This is a genomic window from Corynebacterium crudilactis, assembly GCF_001643015.1.
Taxonomy (GTDB): Bacteria; Actinomycetota; Actinomycetes; order Mycobacteriales; family Mycobacteriaceae; genus Corynebacterium; species Corynebacterium crudilactis.
This window is the reverse complement of the sequence record NZ_CP015622.1, coordinates 3026141-3047373: the sequence shown is the minus strand read 5'-3', so window position 1 is coordinate 3047373 and position 21233 is coordinate 3026141. Positions and strand designations below refer to the sequence as shown.

Below are 21233 nucleotides of genomic sequence, written 5' to 3'. Positions count from 1 at the left end.
TATTTTAGGTATCTCCTTTTGGCGAAACTATCGAAAAATAATTAAATTCAGCCGTGGAATACGGGCAGCGGAGGGGTGTGAAAATTGAGTAAAATTCCGCATTGTTATCCACCAGAGCTTCCACGATGTTTCTACAACTTCATCCACATCTAAAAAAGCCCATAACCATTGTTTCCACAATGTTGTCCACAGCTGTGGATAACTTTTCCCAAAAACGTTTATCCACAGGATAGCGCATTGCCTGTGGAAAATATGCATCAACTTTAAATTCGCTCTCACCTGCGATTACTCCATTTGATCCCTCAATCTAAAGGTTAACAATAGGTGTTATCCACAGGTTGAAGTTTCCACAGGCTGTTGATGCAATGTGTAATTTTCATTGTTACCCGCAGTTCAGTCCACATGTTTGACCCCTGTGAATTCTTGCCGTGGGGAGATAGCCGGAGGGCGGCGTCGAAAAGCGTTTAGGCGGGCGATATGCCCTCTCACCTGTGGTTAATGCCATCTTTGTAATTACGGGTGCCCCCGCCAAATTGCCAAAGGTTGAATTTGTTTTCAAAGGTCGTTTTCCCGTAAGCTAAACCAGTCTGTCGCATCGTGTGACTTCCAGGACGCTTCTCCAAAGCATCCTGTCACAACGCATGTGCTTGAGAGCAGCGCTTTCCATAAAGCGCTGCTGCGACTTCAACAATGAAGCTGCAATCTCAAAAATCATCCAACGTTGGGTGATCGTTCCCCGGCATCGGGCTGGCGCGATAAGTTTTCGCGCAAATTGTCCGTAGAACCGGTGTGTCCGGTGATCTAACAAAAATTTTTAGGAGTGTTTAACGTGGCAAAGGGCAAGCGGACGTTCCAGCCGAACAACCGTCGTCGTGCACGTGTTCACGGCTTCCGTCTTCGTATGCGTACCCGTGCAGGTCGTGCAATTGTTGCGGCTCGTCGTCGCAAGGGTCGCGAAAAGCTGACTGCTTAATTTAGCGTCACCACTTTATAAAGGGTGTAAGCAAAAGTGCTGCCAGCGCAACATAAACTGAACTCCTCCATGCAATTTCGCATGGTGCTGAGGAAAGGGCGTCGTGCTGGCAGTAAAACTGCTGTTGTGCACCTGTGGGATAGTGCCGAATCGTTGGATGGCACCGAAAAACAAGGCGAAGTCGCCTCATTCGGTGGTCCACGATTCGGCCTTATCGTTTCTAAAGCCGTCGGAAATGCCGTGGTTCGCCACCGTACTTCCCGACGGCTTCGTCATATCTGTGCAAACATCGCGGAAAATTCACCAGAGCTACTCTCCCCCACCCATCACGTAGTAATCCGTGCATTGGCAGGTTCTGGGGAAGCAACATCAGCAGAACTCGAAAGAGATATCCGCTATGGCTTGGGGAAAGCAAATCGTGTGCGCGCCAACAAGTGATGATCCTTTTGATATTCCAGAGCCGAAAAGCATCCCGGCTAAAGCATTAGCTAGTGCTGTTCGCTTCTATCAAAAGTACCTTTCTAGCCTTAAGATGGGTGCCACTTGTCGGTTTGATCCAGTCTGCAGCACATATGCATTGAAAGCAGTCTCAGTTCATGGGGCTTTTAAGGGAACTATTCTCGCTGTTGCAAGGTTGTCCAAATGTGGGCCCTGGCATCCGGGAGGATTTGACCCAGTGCCAAACCATGGATTTTGGGCCACTGAAACAGTGACCTAAAAATCCAGACAAAAGTATATAGTCCCTATTAATCTCAAGGAGTTTCGACTCACAGTGCTCAATATCATTTATTGGCCAATTTCGGCCATTCTGTGGTTCTGGCACAAAGCATTCAGCTTTGTGCTGAGCCCAGATTCCGGAATCACCTGGGCCTTGTCGATCATGTTCTTGACCTTCACCGTGCGTTTGGTACTGGTCAAGCCAATGGTCAACACGATGCGTTCACAGCGCAAAATGCAAGACATGGCTCCAAAGATGCAGGCCATCCGCGAGAAGTACAAAAACGACCAGCAGAAGATGATGGAGGAAACTCGTAAGCTCCAAAAGGAGGTTGGCGTTAACCCCATCGCAGGCTGTTTACCAATGCTGGTGCAAATTCCAGTGTTTATTGGCCTGTTCCACGTACTGCGCTCCTTCAACCGCACCGGTGAGGGCGTCGGCCAGCTGGGCATGTCAGTTGAAGAAAATGCCAACACCGCGAACTACATCTTCGGTGTAGATGAGGTTCAGTCCTTCCTACGTGCTGACCTGTTCGGTGCTCCACTGTCTTCCTTCATCACCATGCCAGCTGAAGCATTCGACGCTTTCCTTGGCGTTGATGTTTCCCGCCTCAACATCGCACTGGTTGCAGCTCCAATGATTTTGATCATCGTGGTAGCAACTCACATGAACGCGCGCTTGTCTGTCAACCGTCAGGAAGCTCGTAAGGCTGCTGGCAAGCAGCAGGCTCCAGGAAATGACCAAATGGCGATGCAGATGCAGATGATGAACAAGATGATGCTCTGGTTCATGCCAGCAACTATTTTGTTCACCGGTTTCATCTGGACCATTGGTCTGCTTGTCTACATGATGGCCAACAACGTGTGGACCTTCTTCCAGCAGCGCTACATTTTCGGCAAGATGGATGCTGAAGAAGCAGCTGAGGAAGAAGCAAAGCGTGCAGCAAAGCGCACAACTGCTCCAAAGCCTGGCGCGAAGCCAGAAAATGCAAAGAAGCGTAAGAAGTAAAATTCTTTAACTTTTGCACAAGGAAAGCCGCCAGCCCACTTATCGGGCTGGCGGCTTTTGTCTTTTCTGGTGCTTTTCAATGGAATTCTGGTGCGGATCAAAACGCTTGATTCTGTGCAATTATTGGCGCAAAAGCACCTTTAGGCAGCCAACACTCAAGCATGTAGAGCTGAGTCGTTATAGTTGAGGTACTGTACCGTTAGATTTCTTGTCCGAAGGGGACTTTTCATGACCACGCCTCCAGCAGCCGCTGAAATTTTCGGGGATAATCTCGAAAAAGCCATTGCATATCATGAGTCACTGGCCACGGATGGATCCATTCGTGGATTCATCGGACCACGTGAGGTTCCCCGGTTGTGGGATCGCCACATTCTTAACTGTGGTGTTATCGGCGAAGCCATGGATGAAGGCATTTCAGTAGCTGATATCGGCTCTGGTGCTGGGCTTCCTGGAATCCCACTGGCTATTGCACGCCCTGATTTAAAGATCACTCTCATCGAGCCACTTCTGAAGCGCTCGGTGTACCTCAACGAGGTAAAAGAGGCGCTGCAGTTGGATAATGTCACGGTGATTCGTGGTCGCGCTGAGGAAAAAATAGTGCGTAAGCAAGTCGGCTTGGTAGACCTTGTTACTTCTCGTGCAGTGGCACCACTTGGAAAGCTTGCCACCTGGTCATTGCCTTTGGTGAAGATCGGTGGCCGCATGGTGGCCATGAAGGGATCCAGCGTTGAGGAAGAAATTGAGCGGGATGCCAAGGAAATCCGCAAAGCCGGTGGCTCCGATATTAAGGTTTATACAGTGGGCGACCAGCTTCTGAGCGAGCCTACAACGCTTATTTCAATCCGCAGAGAAAAGTAACCTTCCACTGTGGTGGAATAGGTATAGCGTTAAGCACTAATGTTGATTCGATGACGTGTGCATGAAGAATTCACATGCACAGGAAGATAGGGATGGTTGACGTCGATGGAAGACACTAATTGGGAAGATACACCGATTGCAGCGGCGGCTCGTCGTGCAGCTCAGGTGATGACACCCAACTCCCTGACGCTGCCGAAACCTAAAGAACCTCGTTTGATTACCATCGCAAACCAAAAAGGTGGCGTTGGTAAAACTACTTCTACAGTTAACCTGGCTGCGTCTTTGGCGATCCATGGGCTCAAAGTCTTGGTTGTAGATCTAGATCCGCAGGGAAATGCATCGACAGCATTGGGTGTGGAACATCGCTCCGGAACATTGTCCTCATATGAGTTGTTGATCGGTGAATGCACCCCGGAGGAAGCTATGCAGCCTTCCACCGCTCATGAGAACTTGTTCTGTATTCCTGCAACCCTGGATTTGGCCGGTGCAGAAATTGAATTGGTCAGCTTGGTTCGTCGTGAATACCGCTTGGCGGATGCTTTAGGGCGCGAGTTCATTGATAAGCACGATTTTGATTATATGATCATTGACTGCCCTCCTTCACTTGGACTTCTCACCATTAACGCTATGACCGCGGTTAATGAAGTACTGATTCCTATTCAGTGTGAGTACTACGCTCTTGAAGGCGTGGGTCAGTTGCTCAACAACATCACGATGTTGCGCCAGCACCTGAACCGTCAGCTGCATATTTCCGCAATTTTGCTGACTATGCATGATGCCCGCACCAACTTGGCGGAGCAGGTGGCTACGGAAGTTTATAGCCACTTTGGTGATGTGGTGTTGGGCAATAAGATTCCACGTTCGGTGAAGGTGTCTGAGGCTCCAGGTTATGGACAGACAGTCATTGAATATGATCCAGGTTCTCGTGGCGCGATGGCTTATTTAGATGCCGCGCAGGAGCTGGCAATCCGTGGTGATTTCTTGCCTAGTGAAGAATCCGGTCCGGTCGGCGTTAAACCTGCCGATGAGCAGTAAACTTCTTTGAATACGTTAATTGTTGTGCTGTATGAAAGGTGCGTCTAAGCGCTATGGCTCAGAACAAGGGTTCCGACAAGCCCCAGACCGCAAAGCGTAAGGGCGGTTTGGGGCGCGGTCTGGCCGCACTTATTCCCTCCGGACCGAGCAATTCCCCAGCTCTCGGTGACCCACTGGAGACACGTGGCACAGAACCGAGCAACTCCCCAGGCCCTGGTGATTCGGTGAATACACGTGGCGTAAAGCCAAATACTTCCCCCGGTCTCAGTGGAACAACGGGTACGCGTAGGGCTGGATCGAGTAATTCCCCAGGCCTCGGTGGCGGTGCCGCCGATATTATTCTCGGTGGAATGGCGGGTGCGCGTAGCGCTCGGCTCGTTACTGGCAACGCTCATGGGCGAAAGCCTGCCATGGAAAAAGTAGAGCCTAAGTCAGAGTCAGCGCTGCAACAAGCTGCTGAGCCGGCAACCAAGGCAGAAGAAGCTCAACCACAGGTAAGCGCTCCGCAGCAGTCTGAGCAGTCCACTGAATTCGGGGCAACTTACCTTGAGATCCCCATTGAGCAGATCCGCCCTAATCCGCAGCAGCCTCGCCATGAGTTTGATCCTCAGGCACTGGATGAGTTGGTGCATTCGATCAGCGAGTTCGGTCTCATGCAGCCGATCGTGGTGCGCAGGTCTGAAGATGGCTATGAGCTCATCATGGGTGAGCGCCGTTGGCGTGCATCCAAGCGTGCTGGTTTAGATGTTATTCCGGCGATTGTCCGTGAGACTGAAGACAGCGCCATGCTGCGCGATGCCCTTTTGGAAAATATCCACAGGGTACAGCTGAATCCTTTGGAAGAAGCAGCTGCTTATCAGCAGCTGCTGGAGGAGTTCGGTGTCACTCAGGCAGAGCTGGCTGATAAGTTGGGTCGCTCTCGTCCAGTGATTACCAATATGATCCGTCTGCTTGGTCTGCCCGTGAATGTACAGACCAAGGTTGCTGCTGGTGTGCTCTCTGCAGGCCATGCACGTGCACTACTGGGCCTTAAGTCTGGCGAGGAAGCTCAGGATGTTCTAGCTACCCGCATCATCGCTGAGGGCTTGTCTGTGCGCGCCACCGAGGAACTGGTGTTGCTCACCAACCGTGGTGATGAAGAGGAGAAGAAGCCACCGCGTGAAAAGGCTCCAACTCCTGAGGTATTTACCCGCGCTGCGGAATCTTTGGCAGATAATTTGGATACCAAGGTGTCTGTGAGCATGGGTAAGGGTAAGGGCAAGCTCGTTGTCGAATTCGGTGACAAGGATGATTTTGAGCGCATTATGTCCTTGATCCAGGGACAATAACTCGAGTTTGATGCCCACATGCAGGCTTCACTTTTCCCAATCGCGCAGGAAGCTTTAGATTTCCTGCATCCGCAGGCCCGAAAGTCGGCGTTTTGGGAACTTGCTCCGGCGGTTTCAGCCAAAGTTGATCCTTCTTTTGAGAAGGAAGCCTGGCTGTCCACCACGCTTTTAGAGTTTGAGTCCTGCGGTTTCAATATTGGTTACCGCAATGGGACGCCCGCGCTGGCGTCGGTAATTTTCTGCGAGCCAGATGCCGCTCCAGGTGCACAAGCGTTGCCTACGGCACCGATTTCAAGCGACGCCGCGATCATCAGCAGTCTGTTCATCGACGAGGTTTTCCGGGGCATAGGCATGGAATCGGCGCTTCTCGACGCCTCCCTCATGGAACTTATTCGGCGCGATTATCCTGCCGTGGAGGCTTTTGGCTATCGCGCCGACAGCACCCATCCGGATCCTATTGCCTCCAGGCGTTTAGAGATCGGCCTGATTGATGTGGAGGCTTTAGAATCCGCAGGCTTTGAAGTCATCGCCGATCATCCTGTGCTGCCTCGCCTGCGGATGGAATTACCACCCGCGACGGTGCTGATGACAGCTAAAGATGCGCAGCGATTGCTTCAAGAAATAGGCGCTTTTTAATCAGCCTGTTCAGATTGGAGCAGCTCCGAGAACTTGAACGTACCAGTTTTCGGTTGTGCTTCATCATCAAGCAAATACAGACGCTTGACGGCCACGACGATGGCTTCGGCGATATGATCACGCATTTTAGGATCAGTCAGCACAGCAACATCACCTGGGTTGGTGAGATAGCCGGTCACGATTTCCACCATGGGCATACGCGTGAGGCGAAGAAGCTCCCAGGTACGCGCATGGCTGCCACAGTTGGTCAATGGAGTACGCGCCACGATCTCTTTTTGGATATACGCTGACAGCGTCTCTCCAGTCAAAGAGTTGGTGCCGTTTTCCGAGCCGAAGTAGAAGCTGGCAACGCCGTTAGCTTTGTCGTTTGAGTAAGAATCACAATTCAAGCTGAGCACCAGATCGGCGCTGAAAGCGTTCGCAATAGATGCACGGTCGCGACTGTTGGGATCATCCATGTGTGGGCGCGACAGGATGGTTTCCATACCTGCTGCGATCATACGACCCTCAAGGCGAGTGGCTAGGTCCCAGAGGATTTCCTCTTCAGAGATTTCTCCGTAAGGGCCTTGCACAATTTGTCCCTTGTTGGGACCACCCAAAGCAGGATCAATGACTACTCGCTTGCCAGTGAGACGTGGACCAGCGGTGCGCATCCGTTCACGTTCACGAATGGCCTGAGCAGATCCGCCCTTGATACGAAGACCGAGGCGAGCCAGTGCACGGATGGTATCTGGGCCACAGATTCCATCGGCCTGCATACCGTAGTTCAATTGGTAATTCATCACAGCTTTGTGTGTGAGATCACCAAAGTGGCCGTCTACGCGGTCGGTGTAGAAACCTAGCTCCTGGAGATGGGATTGGATCTCTACGACATCATCGCCCACCATCTGGTTGCCCGGCTGATACGACAGAACGCGGGTTCCTAGGGTGTAGGAAGCTTCACGGATGATGCGCAGGGAGAGGTCGTCGATAAGCCCGGAGGGAATGATGCCTCGAGCTTGTTGGAAAGACTTGATGCTGAGGCTGAGTTCTTCGTCGAAAAGTGTTTCTTCTTCGTGGAACTTGTGGGATTCTGTCTTGGCAGACATCTCCCGTGAATAGCCTTCAATCACGCCGAGGCGAGCGAGCGTAGTGCGCACTTCAGCTACGCGCGGGCTGCGATCGCCAACTCTCAGGACTTTAGACACCCTGCTCCTTACATTAATCATGTTAAAAACCCCGGGATCTTGGGGCATTCGTGGAAAATTCACAATGGATATAGTTCATCCAAGTAACTGCAGTAAGAATACCAGTTAGAGGTGCTTTTCCAGTTTTGCCACGATTTCACTCTTTGGGCGTAGTCCGGCAAATTCTTCGACCTTCTCGCCATTCTTAAAAATAAGAACAGATGGGATGGACATGATCTGGAACATTGCGCCAAGGGTGCGTTCTGCATCGACATCAACGCTTGCGACAACTGCCTTGTCGCTGTATTCACCGGCGATTTCCTCAATGATTGGGCTGAGCTTTTTGCAAGGACCGCACCATTCTGCCCAAAAATCGACGATTACTGGCTTGTCAGAATCGATGACGGTGGACTTAAAGGTTTGTTCGCTGACTGCGACAACATTGCTCATGGAATTCTCCTAAATTACGAATGACGGGATCTTGGAAAGATCCCGACATTCATTGGTACATGGTTTTTTTAAAGGCTAACTGTGAATTAGGCCAAAGAAGCTAGGTAATGCTCTGCATCGATGGCTGCGCGGCAACCTGCACCAGCGGCAGTAATAGCCTGCTGGTAGTGGCTATCCACGAGATCGCCTGCTGCAAAGACACCTGGAAGGTTGGTGTTGGTGGAAGGATGCTGCACGAGGACGTAGTTCGCAGAATCTAGATCAATCTGGCCCTGCAGCATCTCGGAGCGAGGATCGTGGCCGATGGCAACGAACATGGCGGTGACATCCAAAGTAGAATCTTCGCCAGTAACAGTGTCGTTGAGCTTCAGGCCGCTGACCTTGCCACCTGCTTCGAGGACTTCTTCGACAGTCTTGTTGGTGACGAAGCGGATTTTGTCATTCTTTTGTGCACGCTCCAGCATGATGGCGCTGGCGCGGAACTCTTCGCGGCGGTGCACGATGGTCACGCTGCGGGCGAATTTGGTGAGGAAGGTTGCTTCTTCCATCGCGGAGTCGCCACCACCGATAACAGCGATGTCCTGGTCGCGGAAGAAGAAACCATCACAGGTGGCACATGCGGATACGCCACGGCCGAGAAGTTCCTGTTCGCCCTTAATGCCCAAGTAGCGAGGTGCAGAACCCATGGACAAGATGACAGCGCGTGCGTGGTACTCATCGTCACCAACCCACAGCTTCTTGATGTCTCCGCTGAGGTCAACGCGATCGACAAGTTCCATGTGCATGTCAGTACCGAAACGCTCGGCCTGGGCACGCATATTTTCCATGAGCTCTGGGCCCATGATGCCCTTTTCAAAGCCTGGGAAGTTTTCCACATCGGTAGTAGTCATCAAAGATCCACCGTATTCATAACCCTCAAACATGATGGGGTGCAGATCAGCGCGGGCTGCGTATACTGCTGCGGTGTAACCAGCAGGGCCGGAGCCGATGATGGCGACATCATGAATCTTTGGTGCTACGGCAGATTGTTCTTCAGACATTGTTTCCCTCAATTTGTTGATATTGCTCGTGCAGCTTGAAGTGCACTATTCACACTAGTTGTGATCTCGATGTTTTCAACGTTGCGACCTCACCAAAAGCTTCCAATAAATACAAAGCTCACAGTTTCCCAGCATTTAGTCATATTCTGCGCCGAAGAAGTCTGCATGCAAAAGGGCGCGCAACGCTTTGCGTGCGCGCCCTCGGCGTGATTTAACGGTGCCTACTTTTATGCCTTCTATGTCGGCTACATCTTCTACTGTGTAGCCTCCCAGATCAACGAGTATTAAGGCAATGCGTTGATCGGGACATAATTGATCGATGGCTTGCCGGATTGTTAGAGCGATATCGAGGTATCCCAGCGGATCGATGGCCAGGCGGGGATCTTTATCCAAGTCAGTATCTGGTTCATTAAGGACAGGGAATTCCACTTGGGAACGGTGATTAGCCCAATCAAAGCCACTGTTGAGTACGAGTTTGTGGAGCCACGTTCCCAGAGCTGCTTCTGCTCTGTAGAGATGCATATTTCGGCTGGCTCTAAAGAGCGCTTCTTGAAGAATGTCTTGGGCATCTTCTGGTTTGCGGCCATACCTTTGGGCTGCTTTCCACATATGGCGTTCGTGGCGACGGATGATGGTGGAGAAAGCAGCGGAATCGCCAGCAATGAATTGTTTCACTAGTTTGGCATCGCTGATTTCATTTGGTTTGGGTAGCACTGTCATAAAATCCCCCATGTGTTGAGGGATGCACCCCGCATCCCACATGAGACTAAGTATGTGCTGAGTCTTTGCTGAGAGATATTTGTCAGTGCCCACCACAGTGGGAGGTGCCAATATCAACGTACAGACTGTATGAAATTTGCGACTAGGTATGTTCCATGAACTGGCAAAAGTTAACGCCCACCTTCGTTTCAATAAACGGAGGGTGGGCGCACCTTAACGGGGGTCAATTACACGGGCGTAATTTACCAACCCACGAGTTCTACTTCGGCAATCTGCATTTCCGGGTCTGTATTTGAGGTCTGAGAAGAATGGACCTCATCGACCAAAATCACCACGGATTCCACACTCCCGGGAATCTTAGAGGAGTCCCGAATGCTGTGGCTCAAGCTTCGACCTGAATAATCAACAGTGCCAATTTCAATGCCTTCTGACAGTGAATGTGGTGAAGAATCCTGGAATGCGTAGATCTTCAGAGTTGAGGTCACAGAGCTGTTGGAGCCACTACCAGTGGTGAGGATGATGCGGTCGAGGCGTGCAGGAGTAGAAAGATCTACCAGTAATCCTGCTCCACCAGTAGATGTCCAGGCTGTGGAGGTATCTCCATCAGTTACATCTTCGACGTCCACACCTGCACCCTCATCCCATTCACGGGCTTTGTCCAATGCCAAATACAGCGGTGGTCCCACTGGTTCTGGTGTGGCGGAGGTGGTGGTTTCTACCGTTGCCAGTGGAGATTCTTGGTTTTTGCCTCCGAAGAAGCTCGTGAGCAGTGCAGTGCCAGCAGCCACGAGAGACACTAAGACGATCACCACAGCAGCGATGGTTGCCATACCTTTGACGGAATAGTCGGAAGCTCCGAAGCCATCACGTTTGGCAGGCTTCGGGGTCTTTTCCTTTTTCACCACCAAGGGAGCGGGTTCTTCAGTCAACAGGCCACATGTACGCATCGCGACGGCTAGGGCTGCGTAATCAGGTTCCTCAACCTCAGAGAGTTCTTGGGCCTGTGTGAGCATGGCCTTGACATCGCTCGGAGCGAGGGAGGCGTCGATAAGCATATCGGTGGCCCAAGCCAAGGACTTGGCGTCGCGGAGCGTGGACGCGTTGGGCAAAATCGCCGGGAAGGCGAGGATGGCATGGCCATCGGTGTTGATGCGGATGCGGGACTTGTTGTCCAAGCCTGCAGGGATGCCCTTGTCGTGCGCAAGGCCAACCGTTTCGGTCAGATCTGCAAGCGCAAGTGCCGCGGCGCGCGGATCCGCACCGGCTTCTGCAACGGCCGCCAAGCTGGAACCTGGCACCCAATCTGCCACGATTAGGCAACCATTGCGGTAGGCCTCTGTGTGGATATTAGAGGCGACGGCGGAGCTGTTCAGACTTGCCAGCTTCTTGGTGCGGCGCTGTACTTCATAGGCAATACCCGCTGCAGCTGCCGGAGATAGCGGTGCAAAAGGAGCATTGCCGGAGGTATCAACAAATACCAACGCCACTTCCCGCCCGGTTGTGATCTCTCGTGCCTGCCAGAAACGTGCACCCTGGACGCCACCGTGATCAGCAAGGAGACGGAAACGACCATCGCTTACCGGAGCACCAGGAACCAACCGCGGTCCACGGACAATACCCGCAGACATCGGAGGTGGCACTGGAGTTGCCGCAAACTCACTTGGAGCCACCAACTGAGTAGAGAAATCTTGCTCAGAAACTTCGCCGACATCAAGAGAAATCTTATTATTCGGGCGAATGAAACGGCTCATACCTGGGATCCGCGTCAGCGCCTGGCCTAAGTTTTGCACCTCTGGAAGGCCAGAACGAGACAACACAAGGCCCGTGATAATCAGGAAGAAGACACCGAGAATACCCAGATAAATCAAGAAGCCAATAGAGCCCAACGTGCCCAGCAGGAAATCGCCGATGAGCGCCTGGATGATCCAGCCCAAAGCCCACGCAGCTGCCGCGCCCACCACTGCAGAACCGAACGCCCACAGGGAGGTTTGAGCCAAGGAACGCATGCCCAACAAACCGAGTTTCTTGCGCAGCAAATATGCGCCAATGACAGCACCAGTGATGAAACTGAAACCATTGGCCGCACCCAGCAAAATAACCACACGTTCTGGAGAGCTAGACAGCACAGGAGCCAACAGGGAAAGCAGCACCTTGGTGGCAGTGATGCCAGCGATGATGAAGGTAGGAGTCCACACTTCTTCACGGGCATAAAACACACGAAGGTGCAGCAACACCAACGCATAAGGAATCAAGGTGAAGGCAGAAAAACTTAACGTCCAACCAAGAATATTGGCGGTACCCGCGTCGAATTGTCCATAAGCGAAAAGTGCATTGGCAATCGGCACACCAAAAGCCGTGAAGAAGATAACGATGGGAATCAACGCAATAAACGTCAATTTAGAGCCCAGCTGAATATCAGAAACTACTGCCCTATCATCGCCATCTGCAGCATTACGAGACAGCCGCGGCATGATGGCAGTGAGCAGTGTGACGCCGATGATGCCATAAGGAACCTGCAACAACATCCAGTGCTGTTGATAAATAAACGGTGCTGCTTCATCAGCAAGGGAGGCAATACGGGTGGTGATGATATAGCCGAATTGGGAAATCGCCACGTAGACAATAATGGCCATCGCCATACCGCCAAATTGCTTCAGGCGATCATCAATTCCCCACAGCGGGCGCATATCAATCCCGGCGCGACGCAGATAAGGAACCATGAACAGGCACTGCGCTACTACGCCAAGGGAAGTACCAATACCCAGAAATAAAATCTGCGGATCAAGCACACCCACATGCTGATCTGCATGAAGACGTGCTGGCAGTACCATGTAAATGCCCAGCACGCTCAAGGTAATCACATTGTTGAGAACTGGTGCCCACGCGCCGGGTTTGAAAATCTCGCGGGTGTTGAGCACTGCCATGAACAGCGCAAACAGCCCGTAGAAGAAAATCTGTGGCAGCAGCCAATAGGCAAAGGCCGTAGACATGACCACGTTGACTTGGCCCTCGGAGGACAGCATCATGCGAGTCAGGATCGGGGCGGAGATAATCGACAAGATGGTGACACCGCCCAGCAACGTCACCGATAACGTGAGTAGCCTTCTAAAGAACCCAGAGCCACCGTCTGGATCTTCTTTTTCAGCTCGCGTGAGCACTGGAATGACCAGCGATGTCAGCACCGCACCAAGCACAATTTCTGTGATCAGGTTGGGCAAGGTGTTGGCGGTATTAAACGCCGACGCGATAGCTGGGGATAGCGCCGCACCGATCATCACGGTGCGCAGGAATCCAGTGATACGACTCAGCAGGGTGGCAATTGCCATTGAGCCAGTCGAGCGCACCACATCCGAATCGGAGGTGTGCTTTTCTGGTTCAGGTTTAGAGGTTGTCGGCGCAGTTGGTGAGCTTTTTAAGCTCGAGCGATCACCATCTGTGCGTGCGACAGCCTTCTTGCGTGCCTCAGGCACAGGCGCCGGTGGCGTAGGAGCAATGATCCGGGCGCGTAGGCCAGGCTGCTCCGAACTATTCGAAAGCGAAGAACTCACTTGTTGACCATTCATGTACGAGTGCCCGCCATAAAAGGCGTGCACGGCGAAAATAACTAATGCGATACGTTAGTGCTTTGGGCGCGGTTTAGGCGATCCCGTACCGGGTAAATGCTTTTCGACGTTTCTTTTCTTCCGTATAAACAACAACCCTCCCAATGCCAGAATGCCTACTGCCACAGTAATGATTGTGACAGGAAGGTTTGGTCGTGGCTGCACAGTAATTTCCACAGGTTCACTAATTGTTGCCCCATCTGGCGAAGCGAGCCACAAGATGAGATCTGTGCGCAGATTTTCATCGGGCAAATCTGCAGTCATCTGCAACGTGATGGAACCTTGGGCCGGGATGCGTACAACACCTGGAGTGTTGATGTGCGCTTCTTGATTTCCGGTGTACAGAATCTGAGTTTCGGCAGGCAGTGGCAAACCATTCTGCGCGACAATCAGCAACGGTGAGGAATTCGAAGTGCGGGTATACACATTTCCAGGGGGCAACAAGGCCACAGAGCTGCGGAGCTTCTGCAAGGTATCGCGGTTGCTGTTAAGAGTGGTATCGGCCTGGGCCGTAGAGTCTGCATGCTGTGCCAAGGAGCGGCGTTCATTAATGCTTAACGCACGCAGCAGATCATGGCGCAATGGAGCTGTGAACCCATAACGAGTCAACACGATGCCCGGATCATTAAACATGATGCCGGTGAGATCATCGATATATTCTGCTTGTTGGGTGGCACGCAGGATCTCTGTTTCCGTCAGTGACGCAGGATCATCGTAGGGAGCACCGAAAGACGTTCCGTCATCAGTTGGTGGCGCAGTGGCTGCGAATGCAGTTCTTTGTTCCTCATTGGCTGTCACATACTGCTGTAAAGAAAACGGACGAGCAGTGCCATCGCTGAGCAATTCTGCCGTTGTCTCCAGAAGCATTTCGCCGTCTTTCGGACCTAGGCTAGCGCTTGGCATCACGAGAACTGGTGTGTCTTCATCGCCATTGCTTACCGATAACCGAAGTGCAGCCTGTCCTGTGAGATTGCGTGCGCTTTCAGAATCCAATGCGTAGTCATAGCGGGAATCTGGGTTGGAATAGCCAACTGTTTCTGGGTTTTTTCCTAAGGTTGCCAAGGTGGCGGACAAAGAACCCTGATAAGACACTCCGGTGATGCCCGGTGCCAAATTATGAAACCGATCTGCATTTTCTGTGCGCCACATCGTGTTTTCCGATACCAACACAGATACCTGCGATGTCGGCACTGGTGCCTCAACATTGCCTGGGGTGGGCTTTGGATTATCCAGCGCGCTTGTCTCTGAGGAATTAGTGGAGGCAACCAGATGCTTCGATTGCAGCTCCCACGCCTCATCGGGAGTACCGGTGGTTTCGGCCCAGCCGAGATCACTGACCGCGGTAGGGTCGATATAGCCATTGCCCGGAATCACCACATTAGATTCCGGAACTACCCCAAGGATGTTGTGGAAAGTAGTGGTTCCTCGCTGTAGAGCTTCACGCATCAGCCACTGATTGCCCGTGCTGCTCACTGCATTGAGATCAGCATTGGCCCATGGCAAAGCTACCGTGCAAGAAGTAGCAGTGGCCTGACGAAGCTTATCTAAGAACAACGCGGCATTCGCAGAGCCCGTGCCAGGAGTGCCCGTGGTGGGTTGGTTATCAGCAGTCCACAATTCACGCAGACGCTGATTCTGGCGCACCGTGCTGGGACGAGTATCTGTGACGGTGTAACCACCGGTCATGCGATCCAACACATCAATGAGTTGAGGATCAATCGCAAGGCACGTGGCCTGCTGCACGGCGGGTGAAGACCGGAGGTAGGCGTCGATAAGCAATTGCAACCGCCCGCCTTCCTCCAGCTCGCCAGCTAAAGCGTCGGAGCTGACCAGCAGCGGCGGATTTTCCGGCGCCTCGCCGGTCTCACCACCCAGCACATGCGTCTGGGCGGTGATGGGATAAATCATCGTCGTGGGAGTCGCAGTATCAGCTCGGTCGGTGTTGCTACCGCGCACAGGCAGCAAAAACCGCTGCGAATCCAAATGCGTCGCAACCCCATCAAGCTGGCCCGACAAGGACACCAACGTGGGATAAGAACCAGGTTGGGTAATCGACAAACTGCTCGTGGGGATCTCCATCTCAGCATCCACCGACACTCCCGGCTCCAAGGTGCGATCAAGCGTCAGAGTAGAGCCGAAAAAACCATAGAAATCATCCGTGGCCGCAACTCGCGCACTCGCAACATCTACAGAAGCCTCTTTACGCTGCGCCTGCAACGTAATATTACTCAATGTTTCCGAGGTATGATTAGTGACCTTGACCTGCGCTTTAACAGTCTCCCCCACGCGCACCGTGAGATTATCTCCAGGCATGGAAAAACCAGTAATAGACAACTCAACATCAGACATCGCATCATCAGCACGCGCCTGCGGATTCACCCACAACTGAGCCACCGACGGATCAGAAGGATCAACTGGAATCGGCAACGCATGCAGCGGAGTCGCACTAAACCCGACAAGCGCGACAGCAGCAATACCTAAAACTAGGGCCTGTGTTTTTAGGTTCGCTCCTGGATTAACCTTTGCGCTCACCTTGGGGTGGCCCTTCCCTCCGCCTTTTCCTTCAACGCAAACTCTGGCAAAAGATCATGTGCCTTCCGCGCCAACTTTCGCTCATCCGCAAAAGCCAAATGCTCAATCAACTGATTAGCCGGAATCCACGCCACCTCAGTGACCTCTGGATCCTCATCATTGAGATCGCCATCCACATAACGCAACAAATGATGATGCACAGTCTTATGGATCCGCTTGCCATCAGAAACAAACCAATAATCAATCACACCCAATTCAGTGAACACCTCACCATGGATGCCGGTTTCTTCCCAGACCTCACGCTCTGCGGTGGCTGCCTTACCTTCACCAGGCTCCACATGCCCCTTTGGCATCGACCACAACAAACGACCACGACGATCCAAACGACCAATCAAAGCCACATAAATCTTCGATAGATCTACCTCGCCGTGAGCATTGACAGATTCCGCCAAACCCGAAACAACAAGACCGCCTGCCGAAGTCTCATCAGAAGTAACCATCCGAGACTGCTGCCCCGCCTGGTGCACACGAGTATTAGAACGCCTCCTTGTTGGAGACCTCCGGCCTTTACTCTTGTTCTTCTCCTGAGCTGGAGCCTGGCCCTGCTTCTGCCTGCTCTGTTGCCTATTTTGCTGAGACTCTCCACTTTTCGGACTTCTACGAGACCTACGACGCTTTGGCCGTTGGGAAGTCTTTTCGGAGTCCTGCTGGCTCTGTTGGCTTGGCTGGTTCTGCGGATCCTGAGATTGGCTCTGGAATTTTGGAGTGCCGGAGGAGCCCTGGGAGTTCTGGGAACCTTGGGAGCTGTGGGAGTCTTGGGAGTTTTGTCCCTGGGGCTGGTGCTGAGGTTGGTGGCTCTGGTTCTGACCTGAAGGACGGCGAGAACGGCGGCGACGCCTGCGTTTAGGCGCTCCGCTTGTAGTCCCCTCGGGTTTCAAGTCACTCATTCGACCAATCGTATCGTGAGAGGTAGGTATTCGGTATTAATGAACCGCCCAGGGGCTAAAAGTCTCAAACTTTAAGGGGTGTTTGGTTTGTACAGGCGTGAGATGTGCGGATTCACCATTTTTGGGGGCCACCCTCCTAAAATGGTGAATCCGCACATTAGGCACAAGTGGCCTCTCAAAAGTTGGCCTTCTGTATGGCTTTCTAACAGCCGCTTAAGGAGGCACCTAGACAATTCCATATTGACCAGTTTTGCCCTTTTAAATCGCTATATTAAGCAGATGTCTTTCCAGTATCGATTTACCGTCAGTTTTTGCCCACACTTCTACTAGGTAGACTCAGATTCGTGAATTCCCAGGATGCTCAGAACCAAGTTCCCACACCCCAGGTGGAACCGCAGACGGAAACGGAGACAGACCACCGCCTTGCCTTGATGGCGCGCGCCCACCAGGCGATTGGTGAACTTTCGGACATTCTTGTACCTCTTGCAGCAGCTTTTACGGAAAAGGGTCATTCTCTTTATCTGGTAGGAGGCTCCGTTCGGGATGCTTTCTTAGGTGAATTGGGGCATGACCTTGATTTCACCACTTCGGCGCGTCCGGAGGAGACCAAAGCAATTCTGGATAACTACGCCGATGTAGTGTGGGATACAGGCATTGCTTTTGGCACGCTTTCTGCAGAAAAGCATGGTCAGCAGATTGAAATCACCACGTTCCGTTCTGATCTCTATGACGGAAACTCTCGAAATCCTGAGGTCACTTTTGGTGACACTTTAGAAGGCGATTTGGTCAGGCGTGATTTCAAGGTCAATGCCATGGCTGTGGAGATCCAAGCAGATGGAGAGCTAATATTCCACGATCCTGTCGGTGGTCTGGATGATCTGCTCAACCACATCCTAGATACTCCGGCTACGCCAGAGCAGTCTTTTAACGATGATCCACTGCGTATGCTGCGCGCTGCTCGTTTTGTTTCCCAGCTTAATTTTGCGCTTGCGCCACGTGTTGTTGGTGCGATGACTGAGATGGCTCAGCAGATCACTCGAATCACTGTGGAACGCATGCAGGTTGAGCTGAACAAAATGATTCTTGGAAAAAATCCTGAGTCAGGCATCGATCTCATGGTGGAGTCTGGTCTCGCGCAGATTATTTACCCAGAGATCCCAGCTATGCAGATGACTCAAGATGAGCATATGCAGCACAAGGATGTTTATGCGCACTCTTTGCAGGTGATGCGCCAGGCTATTGATCAGGAAGAAGACGGTCCTGATCTAGTCCTTCGTTGGGCTGCTTTGCTTCATGATTGCGGTAAGCCCGATACTCGTGATTTCAATGAAGAAGGTCGCGTGAGCTTCCATCAGCATGAGGTAGTTGGTGCAAAGCTAGTCAGGCGCCGGATGCGCAAGCTGAAGTACTCCAAGCAGATGATCGGCGATGTCGGACAGTTGGTGTTCCTACACATGCGTTTTCACGGCTTTAGCGAAGGTCAGTGGACGGATTCTGCCGTGCGTAGGTACGTCGCCGATGCGGGTGAGCTGCTCCCCCGCTTGCATAAACTTGTCCGCGCAGATTGCACCACTCGAAATAAGCGGAAGGCAGCGAGACTGCAGGCCACTTACGATCATTTGGAAAAGCGCATTTCAGAGATCGCAGCGAAGGAAGATCTGGCCAGAGTACGTCCAGATTTGGATGGCAATGAGATCATGGAGATTCTGAATATTCCAGCTGGACCACTCGTGGGTAAGGCATGGGGATTTTTGAAGGAGCTCCGTTTGGAGCGAGGCCCATTGGATCGCGATGAGGCCATTGTTGAGCTGAAAAGCTGGTGGGAAGGAGAACACAATGAGTGATTTTTATGCTGACAGGTTGTTTAATGCGCTGGAGCGTAATGAGGTTTCTCCAGGCATGTTGCTGGTGTCTGCACCAGATATGGCATCAGAGGATTTTGAACGCAGCATCATTTTGATTGTTGAGCATTCTCTTTCCACCACTTTCGGTGTGAATATTGCATCGCGTTCTGATGTGGCTGTGGCCAATGTCTTGCCGGAGTGGGTCGATCTGACGTCGAAACCACAGGCGCTTTATATTGGTGGTCCGTTGAGTCAGCAGGCTGTTGTTGGCTTGGGTGTGACAAAACCGGGCGTCGATATTGAGGCTTCGACGAGTTTTAACAAACTAGCCAACCGTCTTGTGCACGTTGATCTGCGCTCTGAACCTGAGTCTGTGGCTGAAGAGCTCGAAGGAATGCGATTTTTCGCAGGCTATGCGGAATGGGCACCAGGTCAGCTCAATGAGGAAATTGAACAAGGCGATTGGTATGTTGCGCCTGCATTGCCATCGGATATTATCGCGCCTGGTCGTGTGGATATTTGGGGCGATGTGATGCGCAGGCAGGCGATGCCTTTGCCTCTGTATTCCACTTTTCCTTCAGATCCATCCGATAATTAGATGAGCTCAGAAACCCTCAAAGAAATACGTGGCGGAATTGCCGAAACAGCAACTGTTGGGCTTGGTCTGATTCCACTTGGGCTGGCCTTTGGTTTGCTGATGGTGCAAACAGGTTTTGCGTGGTGGTGGACGCCAATTTTTTCCCTTGTTATCTATGCCGGTTCGATGGAATTCCTCGCAATCGGCATGATTACCGCAGGAATCGGCCCGTTTTCGGCGGCGCTTGCGGGTTTCATGGTGAATTTCCGGCACATCTTCTACGGCCTCACCTTCCCCCGCCATAGCGTCAAGCCCGGCGTAGGGCGCGCCTACTCCACTTATGCGCTTACCGACGAGTCCTACGCCATCGTCTCAGCCCGCCCACCAGGAGACATCAGTGGCACTCGGGTTTTGACGATCCAAATTTTGTGCCAATCTTTATGGGTTATTCCTGGAATTATCGGCGCTTTGGTCGGCCAGGTGCTCCCCGATGGCCTCAAAGGCATGGATTTCGCCCTGACTGCCCTATTTGTGGTGTTGTCCTGGGAAGCATTCAAAAACAACAAAGATTATTCATTGCCATTGTGTGCTGTGGTGCTTGCACTTATCTCAGGATTTATTGCGCCGGAACAAATGCTCGTTATCGCTCTAACCACCTACTTTGTCATCCTGCTCGTGCGCGTCCGCTTCCCTAATCTGGACAAGAAACTAGAGATCAGGACCACGCATGAGTGAGTACGGCCTTCCCGAAGGCGTCACCCTGATCAATGTCGCCTCTGTGCTCATCCCGATTGCCATTATCACCGTGCTGCTGCGCCTCTTCCCATTCGCAGCGATGAAACGCATGAAAAACAATCAACTCATGGGAGTTTTAGGCCGAACCATGCCAGTCGGTGTGATGGTTGTCTTGGTTCTCTACACGCTGTTTAGTCAGGTCAGCGCGCCGGGCGGAATTTGGGCTTCGCTTATCGCGGTGGCTTTTACTGCTCTTTTACATTGGTGGAAAGGCTCAGCCGGGCTGTCCATTGTCGGCGGTACCCTGGCATATATGCTGCTGGTCAACGTTGTTTTTGCTTAACGACGAAACCGCCCACCCACCGTAGTAAATCGCGGTGAGTGGGCGGTTTTAAGCTTTATGGGATTAGGCGACTACCTTGTAGCCAGCCTCCGCGACCGCGGCCTCGACGGCCTCGTCAGTGAAGCCTTCACCGGTGACTTGTACAGCACCGGTTTCTAGAGTGACATCCACTGCAGCAACGCCAGTGACCTCGCCGATCTCTTCTTTGACAGATGAGACGCAGTGTCCGCAGGTCATGCCTTCGACGGTGTAATTTTTGATAGCCATATTATTGGTACCTTTCAGTCGGGTATCTTCTACTTCCCGATGATATACCCCCGTGGGGTATGTGGCAAGCGGTTATTTCAAACCAGGGAACTTAGCTTCAGCTTCCAGCCACAGCCCTTCAAATGCTTCTGCGGAAATAGTCACAGCTTTGATATCTGGGAAATCCGCGTAAGTATCTGGGTGTGGCACTACTTCATTTGGCTCATTGCTCAACTGAAAATTGGAGCTTCCGATAACACCGGCGCCCGTAACGATATCGCCATCAGTTGTTCCCGCTAATTCAATGATGCGCTGCAATTGGCACACTGGAATTCCTTCTGGAGTGGCAGCCCCTGGGAGTTCTTTCATTTCCGCAATATGGATAGCGGTTGGGTGCCCCGGGATTTCAATTTCAGTACGAACAATGATGGTTTTAGTCATGGACTTAAGCCTACGGATGAAAAATTTATCGCGG

The 21233-nt window shown here is 52.1% G+C and carries 21 protein-coding genes; 12 read left to right on the top strand and 9 right to left on the bottom strand.

The window, feature by feature from the left end:
- Window positions 1-829 precede the first annotated feature (829 nt).
- From rpmH to ccrud_RS13925, 8 genes are all read left to right on the top strand, one after another.
- Window positions 830-973, top strand: a complete 144-nt coding sequence (rpmH, locus tag ccrud_RS13955; protein WP_066569265.1) for a 50S ribosomal protein L34 — start codon at window positions 830-832, stop codon at window positions 971-973.
- Between the two features lie 36 nt (window positions 974-1009).
- Entirely contained in the window at window positions 1010-1411 is a 402-nt protein-coding gene (gene rnpA / locus ccrud_RS13950) for a ribonuclease P protein component (RefSeq protein WP_066569259.1), read from the top strand.
- Window positions 1392-1691, top strand: coding sequence for a membrane protein insertion efficiency factor YidD (gene yidD, locus ccrud_RS15115; protein ID WP_074025658.1), 300 nt, complete (start codon window positions 1392-1394; stop codon window positions 1689-1691). The genes rnpA and yidD overlap by 20 nt, the downstream gene beginning before the upstream one ends.
- A 54-nt stretch (window positions 1692-1745) precedes the next feature.
- Window positions 1746-2699, top strand: coding sequence for a membrane protein insertase YidC (gene yidC, locus ccrud_RS13945; RefSeq protein ID WP_066569255.1), 954 nt, complete (start codon window positions 1746-1748; stop codon window positions 2697-2699).
- Between the two features lie 228 nt (window positions 2700-2927).
- A complete protein-coding gene (gene rsmG, locus ccrud_RS13940; protein WP_066569252.1) occupies window positions 2928-3557 on the top strand; it encodes a 16S rRNA (guanine(527)-N(7))-methyltransferase RsmG in 630 nt (209 codons plus the stop codon).
- A gap of 105 nt (window positions 3558-3662) precedes the next feature.
- The gene (locus tag ccrud_RS13935; RefSeq protein WP_066569250.1) at window positions 3663-4592 is read left to right on the top strand and encodes a ParA family protein; all 930 of its coding nucleotides are present in this window, start codon (window positions 3663-3665) and stop codon (window positions 4590-4592) included.
- A gap of 53 nt (window positions 4593-4645) precedes the next feature.
- Window positions 4646-5920 (top strand): ParB/RepB/Spo0J family partition protein, encoded by a 1275-nt coding sequence (locus ccrud_RS13930; protein ID WP_066569246.1) that lies wholly within the window; start codon window positions 4646-4648, stop codon window positions 5918-5920.
- An 18-nt stretch (window positions 5921-5938) separates the two neighbouring features.
- Window positions 5939-6556, top strand: coding sequence for a hypothetical protein (locus tag ccrud_RS13925; RefSeq protein ID WP_066569243.1), 618 nt, complete (start codon window positions 5939-5941; stop codon window positions 6554-6556).
- On the opposite strand, the gene ccrud_RS13920 is transcribed toward ccrud_RS13925, so the two are convergent.
- The 7 genes from ccrud_RS13920 to ccrud_RS15775 all read right to left on the bottom strand — a co-directional run bounded on the left by ccrud_RS13920 (window position 6553) and on the right by ccrud_RS15775 (window position 17013).
- The gene (locus ccrud_RS13920; protein ID WP_066569237.1) at window positions 6553-7743 is read right to left on the bottom strand and encodes an N-acetylmuramoyl-L-alanine amidase; all 1191 of its coding nucleotides are present in this window, start codon (window positions 7741-7743) and stop codon (window positions 6553-6555) included. The genes ccrud_RS13925 and ccrud_RS13920 overlap by 4 nt on opposite strands.
- 105 nt (window positions 7744-7848) lie before the next feature.
- The gene (gene trxA, locus ccrud_RS13915) at window positions 7849-8172 is read right to left on the bottom strand and encodes a thioredoxin (RefSeq protein ID WP_066569235.1); all 324 of its coding nucleotides are present in this window, start codon (window positions 8170-8172) and stop codon (window positions 7849-7851) included.
- An 86-nt stretch (window positions 8173-8258) separates the two neighbouring features.
- Complete coding sequence (gene trxB / locus ccrud_RS13910) at window positions 8259-9212, bottom strand: thioredoxin-disulfide reductase (protein ID WP_066569232.1); 954 nt, start codon at window positions 9210-9212, stop codon at window positions 8259-8261.
- A 135-nt stretch (window positions 9213-9347) separates the two neighbouring features.
- Window positions 9348-9932, bottom strand: a complete 585-nt coding sequence (locus tag ccrud_RS13905; RefSeq protein ID WP_066569230.1) for a sigma-70 family RNA polymerase sigma factor — start codon at window positions 9930-9932, stop codon at window positions 9348-9350.
- Between the two features lie 242 nt (window positions 9933-10174).
- Window positions 10175-13495, bottom strand: a complete 3321-nt coding sequence (locus ccrud_RS13900) for a lipid II flippase MurJ (RefSeq protein ID WP_066569228.1) — start codon at window positions 13493-13495, stop codon at window positions 10175-10177.
- Between the two features lie 54 nt (window positions 13496-13549).
- Window positions 13550-16009, bottom strand: a complete 2460-nt coding sequence (locus ccrud_RS13895; protein ID WP_425394224.1) for a hypothetical protein — start codon at window positions 16007-16009, stop codon at window positions 13550-13552.
- A gap of 53 nt (window positions 16010-16062) precedes the next feature.
- A complete protein-coding gene (locus tag ccrud_RS15775) occupies window positions 16063-17013 on the bottom strand; it encodes an NUDIX hydrolase (RefSeq protein ID WP_074025547.1) in 951 nt (316 codons plus the stop codon).
- Window positions 17014-17357: 344 nt separating this feature from the next.
- Here ccrud_RS15775 and ccrud_RS13885 point away from each other — a divergent pair, with 344 nt between their 5' ends.
- The 4 genes from ccrud_RS13885 to ccrud_RS13870 are packed head-to-tail and all read left to right on the top strand — an operon-like array spanning window position 17358 to window position 20512.
- Window positions 17358-18857: a CCA tRNA nucleotidyltransferase gene (locus ccrud_RS13885; RefSeq protein WP_066569219.1), complete on the top strand. Its 1500-nt coding sequence runs from the start codon at window positions 17358-17360 to the stop codon at window positions 18855-18857.
- Window positions 18850-19455: a YqgE/AlgH family protein gene (locus ccrud_RS13880; protein WP_066569214.1), complete on the top strand. Its 606-nt coding sequence runs from the start codon at window positions 18850-18852 to the stop codon at window positions 19453-19455. The genes ccrud_RS13885 and ccrud_RS13880 overlap by 8 nt, the downstream gene beginning before the upstream one ends.
- Window positions 19456-20169 carry an AzlC family ABC transporter permease gene (locus ccrud_RS13875; RefSeq protein ID WP_066569212.1) on the top strand — a complete coding sequence of 238 codons (714 nt, stop codon included), beginning with the start codon at window positions 19456-19458 and terminating at the stop codon, window positions 20167-20169.
- Window positions 20162-20512 carry a branched-chain amino acid transporter permease gene (locus ccrud_RS13870; protein WP_066569206.1) on the top strand — a complete coding sequence of 117 codons (351 nt, stop codon included), beginning with the start codon at window positions 20162-20164 and terminating at the stop codon, window positions 20510-20512. Before ccrud_RS13875 ends, ccrud_RS13870 begins: the two co-directional genes overlap by 8 nt.
- Window positions 20513-20575: 63 nt before the next feature.
- Here the strand turns inward: ccrud_RS13870 and ccrud_RS13865 are convergent, their stop codons facing one another.
- Both ccrud_RS13865 and ccrud_RS13860 read right to left on the bottom strand, forming a co-directional pair.
- On the bottom strand, window positions 20576-20779 hold the full coding sequence (locus ccrud_RS13865) for a heavy-metal-associated domain-containing protein (protein ID WP_066569203.1): 204 nt from the start codon (window positions 20777-20779) through the stop codon (window positions 20576-20578).
- A gap of 72 nt (window positions 20780-20851) precedes the next feature.
- Window positions 20852-21199, bottom strand: coding sequence for a hypothetical protein (locus ccrud_RS13860; RefSeq protein WP_066569199.1), 348 nt, complete (start codon window positions 21197-21199; stop codon window positions 20852-20854).
- Between the last annotated feature and the right edge of the window lie 34 nt (window positions 21200-21233).

Coding starts and splice junctions, on each gene's coding strand:
- ccrud_RS13900 (WP_066569228.1), bottom strand. CDS start 13,495: ATGAATGGTCAACAAGTGAGTTCTTCGCTTTCGAATAGTTCGGAGCAG.
- ccrud_RS13860 (WP_066569199.1), bottom strand. CDS start 21,199: ATGACTAAAACCATCATTGTTCGTACTGAAATTGAAATCCCGGGGCAC.
- ccrud_RS13905 (WP_066569230.1), bottom strand. CDS start 9,932: ATGACAGTGCTACCCAAACCAAATGAAATCAGCGATGCCAAACTAGTG.
- trxA (WP_066569235.1), bottom strand. CDS start 8,172: ATGAGCAATGTTGTCGCAGTCAGCGAACAAACCTTTAAGTCCACCGTC.
- ccrud_RS13935 (WP_066569250.1), top strand. CDS start 3,663: ATGGAAGACACTAATTGGGAAGATACACCGATTGCAGCGGCGGCTCGT.
- ccrud_RS13870 (WP_066569206.1), top strand. CDS start 20,162: ATGAGTGAGTACGGCCTTCCCGAAGGCGTCACCCTGATCAATGTCGCC.
- ccrud_RS13865 (WP_066569203.1), bottom strand. CDS start 20,779: ATGGCTATCAAAAATTACACCGTCGAAGGCATGACCTGCGGACACTGC.
- rsmG (WP_066569252.1), top strand. CDS start 2,928: ATGACCACGCCTCCAGCAGCCGCTGAAATTTTCGGGGATAATCTCGAA.
- ccrud_RS13930 (WP_066569246.1), top strand. CDS start 4,646: ATGGCTCAGAACAAGGGTTCCGACAAGCCCCAGACCGCAAAGCGTAAG.
- ccrud_RS13880 (WP_066569214.1), top strand. CDS start 18,850: ATGAGTGATTTTTATGCTGACAGGTTGTTTAATGCGCTGGAGCGTAAT.
- ccrud_RS13875 (WP_066569212.1), top strand. CDS start 19,456: ATGAGCTCAGAAACCCTCAAAGAAATACGTGGCGGAATTGCCGAAACA.
- ccrud_RS15775 (WP_074025547.1), bottom strand. CDS start 17,013: ATGAGTGACTTGAAACCCGAGGGGACTACAAGCGGAGCGCCTAAACGC.
- trxB (WP_066569232.1), bottom strand. CDS start 9,212: ATGTCTGAAGAACAATCTGCCGTAGCACCAAAGATTCATGATGTCGCC.
- ccrud_RS13925 (WP_066569243.1), top strand. CDS start 5,939: ATGCAGGCTTCACTTTTCCCAATCGCGCAGGAAGCTTTAGATTTCCTG.